The 16,757-nt window shown below is 30.1% G+C and carries 11 protein-coding genes and 2 pseudogenes; 11 read left to right on the top strand and 2 right to left on the bottom strand.

The window, feature by feature from the left end:
- Positions 1-2,002, top strand: a pseudogene (locus tag BUA92_RS03615) (hypothetical protein); the annotation flags it as partial.
- Between the two features lie 13 nt (positions 2,003-2,015).
- Entirely contained in the window at positions 2,016-2,267 is a 252-nt protein-coding gene (locus BUA92_RS03610) for a hypothetical protein (protein WP_073016784.1), read from the top strand.
- Between the two features lie 180 nt (positions 2,268-2,447).
- On the opposite strand, the gene BUA92_RS03605 is transcribed toward BUA92_RS03610, so the two are convergent.
- Positions 2,448-3,473, bottom strand: coding sequence for a tetratricopeptide repeat protein (locus BUA92_RS03605; RefSeq protein WP_073016782.1), 1,026 nt, complete (start codon positions 3,471-3,473; stop codon positions 2,448-2,450).
- 137 nt (positions 3,474-3,610) lie between these two features.
- Between BUA92_RS03605 and BUA92_RS03600 the strand changes: the two genes are divergently transcribed.
- From BUA92_RS03600 to BUA92_RS03565, 9 genes and pseudogenes are all read left to right on the top strand, one after another.
- The gene (locus BUA92_RS03600; protein WP_073016779.1) at positions 3,611-3,865 is read left to right on the top strand and encodes a hemolysin XhlA family protein; all 255 of its coding nucleotides are present in this window, start codon (positions 3,611-3,613) and stop codon (positions 3,863-3,865) included.
- 16 nt (positions 3,866-3,881) lie between these two features.
- Complete coding sequence (locus BUA92_RS03595) at positions 3,882-4,133, top strand: phage holin family protein (RefSeq protein ID WP_073016777.1); 252 nt, start codon at positions 3,882-3,884, stop codon at positions 4,131-4,133.
- Positions 4,134-4,191: 58 nt separating this feature from the next.
- Positions 4,192-5,058 (top strand): peptidoglycan recognition protein family protein, encoded by an 867-nt coding sequence (locus BUA92_RS03590; RefSeq protein WP_073016776.1) that lies wholly within the window; start codon positions 4,192-4,194, stop codon positions 5,056-5,058.
- Positions 5,059-5,336: 278 nt separating this feature from the next.
- Positions 5,337-5,663 (top strand): annotated as a pseudogene (locus BUA92_RS23690) (glycoside hydrolase family 68 protein); the annotation flags it as partial.
- On the top strand, positions 5,658-6,188 hold the full coding sequence (locus BUA92_RS23865) for an NlpC/P60 family protein (protein WP_423236805.1): 531 nt from the start codon (positions 5,658-5,660) through the stop codon (positions 6,186-6,188). The pseudogene BUA92_RS23690 and the gene BUA92_RS23865, both read left to right, overlap by 6 nt.
- Positions 6,189-6,460: 272 nt before the next feature.
- Positions 6,461-6,913, top strand: a complete 453-nt coding sequence (locus tag BUA92_RS03580) for a hypothetical protein (protein ID WP_073016772.1) — start codon at positions 6,461-6,463, stop codon at positions 6,911-6,913.
- Positions 6,903-7,037, top strand: coding sequence for an SHOCT domain-containing protein (locus tag BUA92_RS22940; RefSeq protein ID WP_175550838.1), 135 nt, complete (start codon positions 6,903-6,905; stop codon positions 7,035-7,037). Before BUA92_RS03580 ends, BUA92_RS22940 begins: the two co-directional genes overlap by 11 nt.
- 654 nt (positions 7,038-7,691) lie before the next feature.
- Positions 7,692-15,125: a DNRLRE domain-containing protein gene (locus tag BUA92_RS03570; protein ID WP_073016769.1), complete on the top strand. Its 7,434-nt coding sequence runs from the start codon at positions 7,692-7,694 to the stop codon at positions 15,123-15,125.
- Entirely contained in the window at positions 15,109-15,585 is a 477-nt protein-coding gene (locus BUA92_RS03565; RefSeq protein WP_073016766.1) for a hypothetical protein, read from the top strand. Before BUA92_RS03570 ends, BUA92_RS03565 begins: the two co-directional genes overlap by 17 nt.
- A 403-nt stretch (positions 15,586-15,988) precedes the next feature.
- Here the strand turns inward: BUA92_RS03565 and BUA92_RS03560 are convergent, their stop codons facing one another.
- Positions 15,989-16,306, bottom strand: coding sequence for an ABC transporter substrate-binding protein (locus tag BUA92_RS03560; RefSeq protein WP_073016763.1), 318 nt, complete (start codon positions 16,304-16,306; stop codon positions 15,989-15,991).
- Between the last annotated feature and the right edge of the window lie 451 nt (positions 16,307-16,757).

Below are 16,757 nucleotides of genomic sequence, written 5' to 3'. Positions count from 1 at the left end.
TAGAGATTTAAACGTTGGGGATAACGTAACTGTATCATTTACCTTTAAGTACTCCAATTTGACTTACAATAATGCATCAAGGGGAATAAGGATACAAGGGCAAGGAAATATAACAGGATGGGGTAATGGGGCGTTTAATTCTTATGCAATACCAGTAGATTTTAATGCCGGAAGTGGAGAAGTAAATGTATCATATAGAATGATAATTACATCAGATCATCTTCTAAATTCAATGTGGTATATAAACTTTAGAACAGACTATATAACTGGTGGAACAATATCATTAAAGTCACTTATGATAGAAAAAGGAAATAAAAAGACTACATGGACACGAGCTTTAGAGGATTTAGATACAAAAATAAGTGAGAACTATTCAGCAATAAATCAAACTATAAGTGGAGTAAACACAACAGTTGGAAGTATGCAAACTTCTATTAGTGGACACGAGACAAGAATAGGGACAGCAGAGGGCTCTATAAATACAATGAAAGAGCAGATAGTTTTAAAGGTAGAAAAAACAGATATTTATAATATTGCTGGATTAGTAACAAAAATTGATGATAGAGATGCAAGTTTAATTTATACAGGAACATGGAGTAAAGGAAATGACCCAGCACACTATAATACAACTTACTCTCATAACTCCATAGCCAATACTTCCGTTAAATTAACTTTTGATGGAGTAGGAGTTAGATGGATAACATCAAAGAATACTTTTAGAGGTTATGCAGATGTAAAAATAGACGGTGCTATTGTTGCTACAAACGTAGATACTTACTCAGCAACTACAGTATCAAACTTTGTTGCCTTTGAAAAGCTAGGACTAACCTATGGACAACATACTATAGAAATTATAGTTAAAGGTACTAAAAGAGCCGAAGCAGCAAGTCCAGCGGTTCTAATAGATTATTTTGAAGTATTAAAAGAAGCTCAAACACAAATTGATAGTGCAGTATCTAGTATATCAATACTTAGTAATCAAATAAGCAGTAAAGTAAGTTCTAGTGATTTTGGTTCACTTATAACTCAAAATGTTGCAAGTGTTAAAACTGCAATAGGACAGATAGGTGGAAATAATTTAGTGAAAAATGGTGCTTTTGATTTTAAGATGGATAACTGGAGTAACGTAGGAACACCACAATTAGTAGAAGTTGTTGATTCAACTGATTCAGGATATTCTAAAGTTCTAAAGGTACAGGTTAATGGAGTTAACCAGGGAGTTATGCAGACAATAACCAGATTAAGAATAGGGCAAACATATACAGTATCAGCTCTTATAAATTCGCAAAGTGGTTCTGGTGTTATTCAATTAAATAACAATGGGAGTTATCTTAGTGTATCAGATACTAAAAATAATAGTTGGAATAGATATAGTATAACATTTATTGCAGTGGCAAATAGTGTCAGCATACAACTTGGAAGAGGATCAACTGGTTCTAATGGAACATATTTATTTGCAGCTGTAAAGCTTGAAGAAGGCTCTAACGCTACTGCATGGAATGCTAATCCTTCAGAACTTAAAAGTACTAGTTTTGAAATAACTCAAAGTTATGCTAGATTTACTGGACTAGATGGAAGTTATACTGAATTCACACCAGGAACTACAGGTTTGAAGTGGCATAAGAATTCAGGAGATGCAGAAGGAAAAGATTATCACTACCTTATGGCAACAGGGATTACAACTATTTCAGAAAATTTCGATGCTACTATACAACTTGGAGACGAGTTTAAAGGTAAAAACTTTGAAGTTCTTGTGTCAGTTAAATCTGCAAAAGCTGCAAATAATGCCAGTATTGAACTTTTTAGCGTTGCAGCAGGTGGGAAAAATATAGAAGCAGGAACTTTTAGAATTTTAGGGTATATGAGTAGTAATTACAATCCAATATTGAATAAATATACCAGTTATATAGATGGGTATTGGCTACTCAATGACAATACTAATTTAACTTCTTATCCATCGTTTAGAGGATCTATGGAGATTTCGTGGATAGCTATAGCATAAGGGGGGTGATATGATGGCTACATTAGAGGAACATGAAAAGTCAATGACAATATATTATTCAAAAAGAACTGGTGAGATAACATCATTCTCAAGTGGAATACAAGATATGAGTTTCTTTGGAGATAATAAAGAGGACTATAAAATAATATGGGACTTTATTATACTAGAAAAAGATAATTATGTGTTAGAAAACAGAGGTAAGTTTAAAGTAATAGACGGAATTGTGAAGTTAAAAGAATTCGTTGATTTAAGTAAATACTTGTAGATTTTTGTTCATAACAAAAGGAAGGTATTGTGGAATTTGGGATTCGGAGTACCTTCCTTTAGGCATTAAATAATGCTAATTAATTATACTTTATTTTATTTAATTTGAAAAGATATTTTTTACATATGTAAAAAGATATATAATATCTAAATTTGATTTTATATATTATATTTATTATTTTTATTCTGGAATGTATTGAAATAAAATTTCTTCAGTATCTCTTTTTTTAACAGTTACGTAAAAAGTACATGGATATATAGGACTCATATTATGGTCTTTTCTTTTAAAGAATAGTTGACCATCAAACAGAAAGATTTCCAAGTCCCAGCTTTCAAAAACCTCGTTAATCCAAGTTGGATATCTTCCAACAGTTACGGTCATATAACCTAAATTGTTTTCATGAAACAGAGATTTATATGGAATATCAATGTCTGGAGGAAGTTTGTTACCAGTATATAGCGTATCTACATGGGGTCCTGGATTTCTTACTATAATAGGATAGACATTTTGTTGCGTATTAGCTGGGGGAGTGTTATTAGAATTTGATTTTACTTGCTGAGTTTGACTATTATTTACGACCACATCATTTATATTGGAAGAATTACTTGCTGTATTATTAGAATTTGAAGCTAATAGCAAAGAATTATTCCTGTTTTGAATTTCTATTTCGTAAGTATTTTTTAATGATAAGGCTTCATTATTAGTATTATCAATTTTTAATATATTATCAAGAAAAGCCATTGCAGAATCATATTTATTAGTTTCGGCATCAGATTTTGCTTTGTTAAGATTATCAGTAATATATAAACTTATGCATTCGTCTATTTTATTTTTTGCTATATTATAATATTTTAAATCCAATTCAGGGATTTTTTTAAATATATCAGATGCTTCTAGATATCTATTTTCATTAAATAATGATAGTGCTTCAGTATAGTTTTGATATGATTCTTTAAGCTGTTTACTTAGATTAATTTTATCGTTTATAATTTTTTCATTTCTTCGACGATACTTTAATGCTGTATTATAATTTTCAATAGCTTGATCAAATTCATCCGAATCTAGTAAAGTATTACCAAGTGTTATAAACTTATTATAATTGCGAGAATTATAGCTATATACACTCAATGGAGTAATTACCAATATTAGTATAATAAAAACACTTATACTAATGAGTTTTTTGCTTTTTAATTGCGATATTTTCATGATTGTCCCCCTAAAATTAACATATTCATTAGTAATATACCAAATTTAAACAAAGAAGTATATAAATTTATTAAATGATTAAGAAAATTGAATAAATCAGTTATCTTTTTATATAAAAAAATAAAGCGAGGTTTAGCATGAACGAAGAACTATGTCTAGAAAGACATAAAAGAATTACAGAAAAATTAGATGAGCATGAAAGGAGAATCAATAAACATGGGGAAAGGTTAGACTCATTAGATAAGGATAGTGTGGAACTAAAAACAGAAATTAAGAATCTGTGTAAACAAATAGGTTCTTTAACGGCAATTCTAAAATGGTTTATAGGTTTACTTGTAGGAAGCTTTGTAGCTTTCTTTTTTTATGCAGTACAACAAAATATTTTTAAATAAAAGGAGAGATGTAAAAATGGAATTCACAAAGTTTATAACTGAAAATGCTTTAATCTTAGTACCAGCACTTTATGTTTTAGGGATGGTATTGAAAGGAACTGAAAAGATATCTGATAAATACATTCCAATACTACTATTACCTATAGGTGTTATTGCATCTATATCTATGTTGGGTTATACAGTACAAGCAATCGTACAAGGTGTACTTGTAGTTGGTGCAGCAGTTTATACTAATCAGTTAGTTAAGCAAATTAATAAATCAGAGTAAACATGGAGCCAATGGCTCCTTTTATATTTATTAAATAAAATTTGAAAGGATGATAAAAATGGGATTTGAGGTTTTAACATTAGATCAATTATTAGGAAGATTAAACAATTATAATCATGTGGAGTTACATGTACATCATACCTATAAACCATGTAAAGCAAACTTTAACGGAAACAATGGGTTAGAGCAACAACAGAATATGAAAAACTATCATGTAAATGTTAATGGATGGTCAGATATAGGGCAACATGTTACCTTACTGCCTAATGGATTATTCGTTACTGGTAGAGATTTTGGTACAACTCCAGCTTCAATATTAGGTAAGAACACTGGTGCTTTTGCTTGTGAAATGTTGGGTAATTTTAACATAGGTGCAGAAACGTTAGAGGGTGCTCAAAAGGATAGCATTTTAAGATTAGCTAAGTATTTTGACGATAGAGGTAAGTATGTGAGATTCCATAGAGAGTCGTTCTCTACAGATTGTCCAGGTACAGGCCTAAATAAAGATGTATTCATGTCAGAAGTTAGAGCAGTTAATGGAAAGTCACCAGTTATTACGGTTCCAGTTTCAGCGGTGCATTATACATGGATGGACTATATAACAGGGGATATTGTTAAGGACTTACAGAGAGCTTTGAATAATCTATATAGTGGTGGTTTAGCGACTGATGGATATTTAGGAGATTTAACTATATCGGTATTTGATAGAGTATTGGTAGCCCAAGGTCAGAGGAATGACTTAGTTAGAGTTATCCAAAAGAGATTAATTCAGTTAGGTTATAAATTATCTAACTATGGAGAAGATGGAGCTTATGGTGTTGGAGGAGAAACCTACAGAGCAGTAGTTCAATTCCAAAGGGATAGAGGACTTGAAGATGATTCGTTAGTAGGTAAGAATACTTTAAAAGCATTGTTTAGGAAATAATATAAAAAGCTCCTGCATCAATTAAGATACAGGAGCCAATATATGCTAAAGAAAAGATGGGTTATGGATAGATCCCTTACGTTAACCTTCTATATAATATATGCAGATTAAAAGATTATTGCCACAACTGAGGATTAATTTCCGTGGTTGTGGCTTTTTTTCTTTTTATTTAACGATAACTACAAAATATTGAACGTTTATGCATAAATTTACAAGGTTTACATAATAAATGATATACTTAAAAAGTAGAACACAATTAATTAAAAGGGGGATGGATTATGAAAAAATTATTAAAGTTACTTATTTTTGTACCAGCATTATTAATATCATTTATAGTGGCTAAGACAGAAGTGGTACAAGCAGCGGAAACTATACACATTGAATATCAAGCTCATATGCAGAACTTAGGGTGGATACCTGTAAAAGGATATGGTGATGTAGCTGGAAGACCAGGAGAAGGGTTGAGAATGGAAGCAATCGCTATTCATACTAACGATCCTAATGTTAAACTTGAATATCAAGCACATGTTGAAAACTATGGATGGATGCCAGTAGTCAAAGATGGTATGATTGCTGGAATTTCAGGTCAGAATTTAAGAATGGAAGCCATTTCTATAGCAGCGAAAGATGCAAGTGGGAAAGACGCAGTTGGATATAATTTAAGATATAGAGTTTATCTTCAGTACAAGGGATGGCAAGAGTGGAAGAGTGGAGGACAAATAGCAGGAACTACAGGAGAATCTAGAGGAATAGAAGCAATACAAATTTCACTTAGTAAAGGTAATCCAGATCCTTTAGGACAAGACGTTGTAAATGAAGCATATAGACACTTAGGAAAAACATATGTTTACGGAGCGACTGGACCTAATACATTTGATTGCTCAGGATTAACACAATATGTGTACAAGCAAGTAGGTATAAACATATCTAGAACAACATTTACGCAAATTAACGATGGAGTATCAGTAAGTTATTCAAATCTACAACCAGGGGATTTAGTGTTTACGAGTACTACTCATGTAGGCATATATATAGGAAATGGGCAAATGATTCATGCTCCTCAGACAGGTGATGTTGTAAAAATTTCGAGTATATGGAATTTCTATGCTGCAAGAAGAATAATAAACTAAGCATAAAAAAGACTCCTCAATAGGAGTCTTTTTTATGAATACTTTTATCCAGCTAATAAGTCTAAAAATATTTGTATAAAAGCAATTATCAGTATAATGATATCTAATATTGCCAAGAAAACTAGTACAATAAAATAGATAATATTCCAAAGAAGGTACAATCACTCATATTTCTTACCTAACCAGAATTATAGACAATCCCAACATGCTCTATACAAAAACTAACCACAATATGGTATATTTTATTTATACATATTTTAAGGGGGAGAGTTATGAGAAAAGATATTGAGGATTTAATTGAAAACTTGAAATTACCTACTCTTGGATTTGAGAGTAATTATAAATGTGCTGAGGAGTACCTAACACCTGATGAAAAAGTTTTATTTATATATCCAGGTAGCGGAGGGATATCAGAAATAAAACGAGATGAGAATTTTGTACCTATTCAATTAAATTTAGAAAATAAAAAGCAAGGAATATTTGTTATAACTACAAATAGAATATTTCATGCAAGTAGTATATTAGGAGAAGGTTTTGAACAGATAGACAAGGAAGAAATAGTTACATATAGAGCATTTAAATCTCAATTAGCAGCAAGGATAATGGAAATATTTTCAAACACTAGAGTTCTTGAGGTTGAATTATCATATAAAAAGCAATTTGTTAAAGCTGCAGGAAAAGCTGTTATGTTCCTGATTGACAGCGAAAGTTCTAGTGAAATATAATATAGAACAGGTAATTGTAAATATTCCAAAACGAATAAAAGATCTTGAAAAGCTTAAAGATATGGGAATAGTATCAGATGAAGAGTTTAATCAGGAGAGAAGAGAGTTGCTTGAGAGGTTGTAAAATAGCTATTTAAAATAACGGTGTAAAGATATAGGATTTCCACCACAACATAAAATATATAAATATTATTCTTACATACTACAACATTAGATATGAAGATACCTTGAATATATTTATTTCTACATATACATGTTTATAAACAAATGCAAAAATAATATTGGAAAAGGAAATAAAGTGATATTTTATGCATATAATAGAAAGCCCCTGTATTAATTAAGATACAGGAGCAAAAAAATATTTTTTTAAGCAAAAATGACTTCTTGGTAACTAGTAACACTGCAAAATTAATTGAGAAAAATTCTACTACTATAATATATGCAGATTAAAAGATTAAAGCCACAACTGAGGATTAATTTCCTCAGTTGTGGCTTTAATTATTTAATTAGATTTTTATTTCTAATAGGCATTTGTTTTAGTTAGGTAGGAATGAAAATTAGATAAGTAAAAGAATTTATATATAAAATTTAATGCAAAAATTAAAGGTTCAAGTATTAACTCTTTGTATTTTTCTAGATAACTTTAATTTAATATTAAAATTTCAATTAATTACTCAAAGTGTTGTCGTAATTTTTGTTATTATTTATGTTTGGTTTGATATCGTAGCAATGATACTATAATTGTGTGACAAATATGTGACAAAATGGGGGACGAAAAATGCAAAAATATATCAAAGGGATGACTTTAGCAATACTAATGACATTCCTTGCGACTATGATACCAAGCTATAATGTAGTTGCAAAAGAGAAAAATACAGATAGTAGCGTAAAAGTACAACAAGGTACTGAATCAGATGGTCTTATAGTAGGGGAAGTAACAGAAAAAAGAGAAGAAAATGTTAAACACTTTATGAAGGATGATGGAACCTTTGTAGCAATGATGTACAACAATCCAGTACATTATAAGGAAGGTTCAGAATGGAAAGATATTGATAATACCCTAGTAGAAAAGGATGATACTAAAGGGATAGTTGAATCTAAAGAAGATATCCTAAAAGAAGCTACAATTTTTAGTGATGTATCTACTAGTGAAGCAACTGGCAAAACCATAGAAGGTAGTGATGGTAAGAATTCTATAGAGACAGTAGAAGAAGCTAAGGAATCAGCTGAAGAGCAAGTGAAATCTGATGAAAGTGTATCGAAAGAAAAAGAGATTTCAGCTCAAAATAAAGAAGTAAAAGTTGATAGTAAATCAACTGAAAAAGCAGCAAATGATAAGGAAATAAACAAAGGTAAAAATAATAAAGTCTTAGAAAATAAAAGTAATGACTTTAAAATATCTATAGCTCAAAACATTAATGCAGATAAGTTAGTTTCTATAAACAAAGATAAATACGAAGTTTCTTGGAATATAAAGAGCGATAAGAATGTAAAGGTAAATAAAAAAGAAACTACGGATGAAGATGTAAACAAACTTTTAGGACTTACAAATGAGCAAGAAAAGAAGTTAAGTAAAAAAGAAAAAGCAGAGCTTGAAAATAGCAAAAAAGCTACCTTAATAAAAACAACATCATCTGTTGTTTTTGAGGAAGTTAAACCTAATATAAATTTAGAGTACAAGCTTATTTCAGATAGTATTAAAGAAAGTATCATAATTAATAAACCAACTGATATAAAGAAGTTTTCATTTAACTTCAATATGAAGAATTTAAAACCAGAACTAAAAGATAATCAGATTATTCTTTCAGATAAAGATACTGGAAAAGAAATAATGAGAATGCAAGCTCCATTTATGGTTGATGCCAAAGGAGAGCAAACGGATAGAGTAAAACTTTCTTTTGATAAAAAAGGAAAAGGATATATTCTTACACTGGAGTTAGATAAAGAATGGATAAATTCAAAAGATAGACAATACCCAGTTATAGTAGATCCATCTTTTGAATCTTCAGTAAGATCCTCAGATATAAGAGATACATTTGTAGCAGCTAATGATACAGAAGATAAATCTACAAACATGTTCTTAAGAGTAGGAAATACTCCTCAAATTGGTGCAACTAGAACTTTTATTAAATTTACGAATCTACCTCAGCTTAGCATGGGAGATATGATAATAGATGCAAAATTATACCTACTGAAGATACCGAGTCAAAGTGGAACTGATGGTCAGATTGATGTACATAAAGTAACAAATGATTGGAATAATGTTGGATTAAGGTGGAGTAATCAGCCATCAATAGACTGGACAATAAAAGATTATCAAAATTATTCTAGCAATAACTGGCAGTATTGGGACATAACAGATATAGCGAAAGAGTGGTACACTACAGGTAATAATTATGGCTTATGTGTAAAGAAAAATGATGAGAGGTCAGGTCATTCAACATATCTATCTTCAGATACTTCTGATTCAAATGGTTATCCAAGTGTATATTTTAGTTATGTTAATAATTCAGGTTTACAATCATATTGGACATATCATTCACAATCTGTAGGTAGAGCAGGAACAACAAATATAAATGATTATAATGGTAATGTAATTCATGTTCATGATGATGTAGCCATGAGTGGAAATAGACTTCCAACAGTAATTAAGCACGTATATAATAGTAATGATAGAGGCGTAGACATAGGCTTTGGACCAGGTTGGAGATTAAATTTAAGTCAAAAAGTAATTTATAAACAGATTGGTTCTAAAAAGTATTATCAGTATACTGATGAGGATGGAACTAGAAGATATTTTGAAGATACTGGAACAGAAATGAAAGAAGAGTATAGTGGAGAGCTAACTTTAGTAAAGAATGCAAATGGAAGCTTCACTATAAAGGATAAGGATAATAATGCTTTGCTTTTTAATAATATTGGAGACTTAGAAGAGATAACAGATTCAAATGCAAATAAACTTGATCTTCAGTATTATGATGGAAAACTTAAATATGTTGTAGATGGAGCAGGAAGAGTAACTAAGCTTGAATATAGCATATATGGTAAGCTTCAAGAAATATATTATCCAGACAATACAAAAGTGAGATTTGATTACTCTGGAGATATAATGAAGTGGATTACATATGCAGATGGAAAGCAGTCTGTATATGATTATAATGGACAAAATAATTTAACCTCTGTAACTAATATAGATGGTTATAAAATGAGCTACGAGTATTACTCTCAGTCTCCTAATAGAATTAAAAAGGTTACAGAAGGTAATACAGACGGTACAGTAGGATCATCAATGTCCTATGAATATAGCTATAATAGCACAAAGTTTACTGACAATAAAAATAGGGTAAATTATTATCAGTTTGATAACTCTGGAAAAACTATAAGTATTAGAGATGCAGCAGGATATGCACAAGCATATGAATATGGAGATGGAACTAATATAAATAAGATGACATTAGAGTCAAAGTTACAGAAGTCTGTAAGCAATTTAATTATGAATGGTAGTGCTGAAGAAGATAGAAACTTTAATTTTGGTGCAGGTGGTGGTGGTACTGGTAGTGCAGAAATTACATCTGAACAAAAATATATAGGAAGCAGGAGCTTAAAGTTAAGCAAAGGAGATAATACTGGAAGTAGATATATAGATCAAGTATTGTCGCTTCAAAAAGGAAAAACTTATACTTTTTCTGCTTATGTAAAGACTTCTAATATATCTCAATTAAAGTCAAAAGGCGCAGGTATAAACATAAATTATAAAGATAAAAATGGTGTGTATAATTCAGTAAGATCAAAATTTTTAACTGGAACAAATGATTGGACAAGGCTTGAAACTACTTTTACTTATCCTACTGATTCAGTAGACAGTAATGTTATATTAAGATGTGAATTATGGGAAGAATCAGGAGTTGCTTACTATGATGCACTTCAATTAGAAGATGGAACTATTGCTAACAAGTATAACTTGGTTGAAAATGGAGACTTATCAGGTGGAGCTAAAATACCAAATTACTGGTCAGATGAGATGTATGGAGGAGTTGTCCGTACTGAAGCGAGTGATACTAGGTTATTAAATAGTGATAGTGATCACCCATCATATTTAGATGCAAATGTATTTAAGTTGACTGGACGACAAGGAAAAGATACTCGTATAAATCAAACAATAAAGGTAAATGGAAAAGCTGGAGATTCTTTTGTAGTTGGAGGATGGGCTAAAGGTTCAGCCGTTTCTCATGGAGCATTTGCGATTCAAGCAATGTTAGTAACGACAAGTGGAGAGCAATGGGAGACATTTTATTTTAATAGAGATTCTAAGAATTGGCAATTTATTAACGGAGTAGCAAAAGCCAAGAATGATTATTCAGAGTTACATATCTACCTAGTCTATTCTGATAATGCAAATGAGGCTCAATTTGATGGTATACAAGTATATAAAGAGGAGTTTGGAGATACATATCAATATGATTCAAAAGGAAACATTATCTCATCTGTAGACTTATCAAAGCAACAAACTAAGTTTGAGTATAATGGAAGCAATGATTTAATAAAAACAACAGATCCAAAAGGAAATCAGTTTAAGTATGAATATGATTCAAAGAAAAACATAACTAAAGCTACAACAGCAGAAAACCTTATTTATAATTTTGAATATGATAGTTATGGAAATGCTATAAAAAGCAAAATATTTGGAGTATCTTTATTCATAGAATCAAGTGCTAAGTATACATCTAATGGAAATTATATAAGTTCTGTAACTGATTCACTAGGAAATACAGTAGGATATAATTATGAAGAAACTAAAGGAACTTTAACATCAACTACTGATGCCAAAGGAAATGTAACAAATTATAAATATGATATTAACAATGCATTATCAAGTGTTACTAAAAAAGTAGATGGTGTAGATATATCCAATAGTTACACTTATAAAAATGATAGAATAGATACTATAGGTCATAACGGATTTACATATAACTTCATATACGATACTTTAGGAAGAACTACAGGAGTTAATGTAGGAAGTCAAAGACTAATAACAAACACATATGAAGCAAATGGTGGAAACCTTATAGAATCAACATATGGAAATGGAGCTAAGGTTCAAACTGATTATGACAATTTAGACAGAGTTGTTGCTAAAAGGGTAAATGGATCAGAAATAGAACACTATAGTTATGATGCTAGTGGGAATTTAGCTATATTAGAAGATAAGGTAAACAATACAACATATAAGTATAACTATGATTCTGCAGATAGATTAGTTAATTTAACTGATTCTAAAGGTAACAGCTATAAGAATGAATATGATGCTAATAATAATGTAAGTAAACAAATGAGCTCTATAAATGGACAGAAGAGAGAGACAGCTTTTGAGTTTGATAAAGATAATAAGATAACAAAGTTTATATTTAATAATGGTAATAACTTTATTCAGTACACCTATGATGAAATAGCTAGGAATAAAGAAAAAACTTTAAATTTAGGTAATAATGTTACTTACAAAACTACAGCTCAGTATTTACCGGGAATAAATAATTCAACAAGTTCTCAAGTAGGAACTATAAGCAATAATGGTTCTGAAATAAAATATACCTATGATAAAAATAGCAATATAGAAACGATTGTTCAAGGTAAAAATATAGAACCTTTAAATCCAGGAAAATATGAGGAAGATAATCCTAATATAAAATTTACAGGAAACTGGCTAAAGGATTCTAACTCAGGGTATAGTGGAGGAACGGTACTTTACTCTGCAGGCACAATAGGAGATTCGGTAGAATTTAAATTTATTGGAACAGGGTTTAACTTAGTACAACCAGTAAATCAGTATAGAGGAATAGCAAAGTTAACAATAGATGGAATAAGTCAGAATATAGATACTTATTCTGCAAGTGAAATATCACAAAAGACCGTGTTTAGTAAATTAGATCTACCATTTGGAATGCATGAAGTAAAAATAGAAGTAACGGTAGATAGAAACCCGTTAGCTAAGTGGTGTAATCAGGCTTTTGATTATGTTGAAGTTTTAGATAATAATACTAGACCACTTACAAAGGGAAAGTATGAAGAGGATAATCCGAATATAAAATTTAATGGTAAATGGATGAAAGATTTAAATTCGGGTTATAGTGGAGGAACTGTACTTTACTCAGGGACAATAGGAGATTCAATAGATTTTAGTTTTATAGGGACAGGATTTAATTGGGCGCAACCAGTAAATTCATATAGAGGAATTTCTAAAATAACGATTGACGGGGTAGAACAGAGACTTGATACTTACTCTGCAAGTGAAATATTAAATAGAGTCGTGTTTAGTAAGACTGATTTATCATTAGATATACACTCAGTTAAGATTGAGATTACAGAAAATAAAAATCAATCATCTAAAGGATATAATCAATCTTTGGATTATATTGAAATACTTAATGGAAGTCAATCTTCAGCACTTACTGCAGGAAAATATGAAGAAAATAATCCTAATATTAAGTTTTATGGTAATTGGCTTAAGGAATCAACTTCGTTACATAGTGGTGGTGCGATACAATATACGGAAACTATAGGAGATCATGTAGATTTTAGTTTTACAGGTACAGGATTTAAATGGATACAATCAGTAAATTCTTATAGAGGAATTTCTAAAATAACAATAGACGGAATAGTATACACTGTAGATACCTATTCCGAAAATGAAATAGCACAAAAGGTTGTATTTAGTAAGACTGATTTAACATATGGAACACATTATGTTAGAATTGAAGCCACGTCAAATAAAAATCCATTATCCAAATGGTATAATCAAGCCTTTGACTATATTGAAATTGTCAATACTAAGCTTGATGATAGTAAAACTACAAAGTATTATTACAATGAACTTAATGAGCTTATAAGGGAAGATAATCAAGTTCTTGGAAAAACAATTTTATATAACTACGATACAGGTGGTAACATAACTTCAAAAAGAGAGTATGATTACACCACAGGGACACCAGGAACAGTAACTAATAATGTCGCTTATGGTTATGGAGATACCAATTGGAAAGACAAACTAACTTCCTATAACGGTAAAAATATAACTTATGATGCCATAGGAAATCCACTAACCTATGATGGATATACTTATACATGGGAAAGAGGAAGAACTTTAACAAAGATAGCAGGTAATAATAAGGATATAAGCTATAAATATGATGGAAGTGGAATAAGAACAGAGAAAAATGCAAATGGAGTAGTAAGTAAATATACTTTACTAGGTGATAAAGTAGTATATGAAGAAGTAACTAATGGAAGTAATGTAGATAAAATCTATTATACCTATGATGGAAGTGGAATCCTAGTAAGCATGAATCTAAATTCAGTAGAATACTTCTATGTAAGAAATCTACAAGGTGATATAATAGCTTTGATAGATAAGACAGGTGCACAAGTAGTAACTTATAACTATGACTCATGGGGAAAACTAATATCGATAGAAGGAACCTTAAAAGATAGTGTGGGAGTTAAAAATCCATATAGATATAGAGGTTATAGGTATGATAACGAAACTGGAATGTACTATTTACAGAGTAGGTATTACAATCCTGAGTGGGGAAGGTTTATTAATGCTGATGGATTAATAGGACAGACAGGAGATTTGTTAACTCATAATATGTTTGCTTACTGTAAAAATAATCCTATTTTATTGAAAGACGAAAATGGATTTAGACCGATGATTTCTACCAGTTGGGATAATGAGGTTGCTATTGGTAGAGGGAGTCAAGAGTATGATTCATATAAGGGAATATGGGGATCTGTAACAAATATAATAAAAAAACAGGTTATAGATATTGTTTATGGTTCCATAACATATAATAAATCTGTTCCTATCTTTAGCAATGGAGAAGTCGGTATATCTACACCTAAGATATTTAAATATCAAATAAAGTTAGGAGGATCATATACACTAGGACCGTATAATAAAGTAGATGATTCATTCTATGAATTTGGAGTTGGTGCAGAGGTTAAACCATTAGAAATAGCTATAAGAGAAGAAAATAATTATGGTCACTTAAATATAAATACTGAAATTAATCCATCAGTGGGATTAGGAGGAAAAGCATCAATTGGATTAGCTAGATGGGATAGGGGGAAATATGGTGTGAAGTTTAATTTAAGTGGAGAAAAAGTAGTAGGAGGGGGAGCCACTATAGAGATATATTGGGATGCAAATAATAATTAAAGAGGGTGATTTTTTGAATCTATCGAATATCTTTCATAGAGTATTTAAGGGAAGATATAAGTATATAAAATATTATGCTATTTTCATATTGTTTTCATTTAGTGAAATTATTGTAGGAATAAATTATCCACAATATGAAAGGGTTGGGACTCCAGTAGTTTTAATAGTGGGTGGTTATTTCACAATTTTATTTATGATGCATTATTATGATTTAATGTATAAGCTTAAGAACATAAATGCAAAAGTTTGTGTAGATAAAAAAATATATAGTATATTTAACAGAAAAAAATTAATTGGTTGTGTTATAAGAGCTACAAATGGCAAGGACATGAAAGTACTGAAAGTATATTTTGATACGCAATTTAGATATAACGATCTGATAGAAGTACAGAATAAATATATAGATATATATTATATGAAGTATAGTAAAGTAGTTGTAGACATTACCAATATTTTATGATTACAATAAATATAAGTAAATGTTGTAATTTTATCAAAAACTCTTTTTACCAAAAAATATTTAACTGTATAAAAATGGATTTGAAAGAGTAGAATATAACCTGTTGATGATGTTTTAGAAAGAAATTTAGTTACCTGTTAGAATATTAAACATTAACTCATATAAGTAGTAACATCAATGCAATGGACAGGTCTGTTATATTAATTTTATTCTTTACAAATAAAGCTATGCTGAAGAATTGAATTTCTACATTATTATATAGAAAAGAAAAGCCCCTTAATTGGGTCTATTTTTAGCAAAATTAAAAACAAACTGAAGTTGATGATAAATCATAATATATAGGGAAAACTTGATAAGGTATATCTTTAAGATTAATCATTGTCAAATTTCCATTTATGGAATATTATTCGAATAGCAAATTTAATATAATATAAACACATAAAAAACAACTATTAATTATAGTTGTTTTTTCTTGTGTTTTGGTACATGTTGAATCTGCACCTTGTCCAGTTGATAGATCTATTTCTATACCTTCTTCCTCAAAGTAGCCATTGTTTATAGCAGCATACATAGGTGCATAAAAAACTGATCTAACAACCTCATTTAATCTAACCTTAGTAACATCTTTAGTTCCCTCAGAAGGTTTCTTAGTACAGCCGCCTACAGTAAGTATTAAAACAAAAGTAAGAACAATTGATAAAAAAGCTTTTAGTTTCTTCATTTAATATCCTCCAATGTGTAAAATCAATCTAATTTATAATATGATTTCATGGGAGTTAATGTTAATTTTTGGTGAAAAAAATAATAACCTATGCACTTATGCCCTGTAGAGACTTCTTCTCAAGTCTCATTAAATTCCTTTTAGCCTATGCCCTGTAGAAAGAGATCCTCAGCCAACTTTTAGGACGAGATGTATTTTAGTAAAAGTGGCTGCAGGGCTCATGAACACTATATATTCCTAAGAATATATATTTTTAAGAATATTAATTTTTAAATTCTTTAGAAGATAAGAAGTTGATTAATGGTGCTAGTATAAAATTGTGGACACAAAACAATCAAAAATATTAAACTATAATTATTAAGCTAGGAGTGTGTTCACATGAGAGAAACATCAAAAAGATATACCGATGATTTTAAAAAAATGATTGTTGAAGTTTATGAAACTGGAAAAC

The sequence above is a fragment of the Clostridium intestinale DSM 6191 genome (genome assembly GCF_900130055.1).
Lineage (GTDB): Bacteria > Bacillota > Clostridia > Clostridiales > Clostridiaceae > Clostridium_T > Clostridium_T intestinale.
This window is presented reverse-complemented; position numbering and strand designations above follow the sequence as displayed.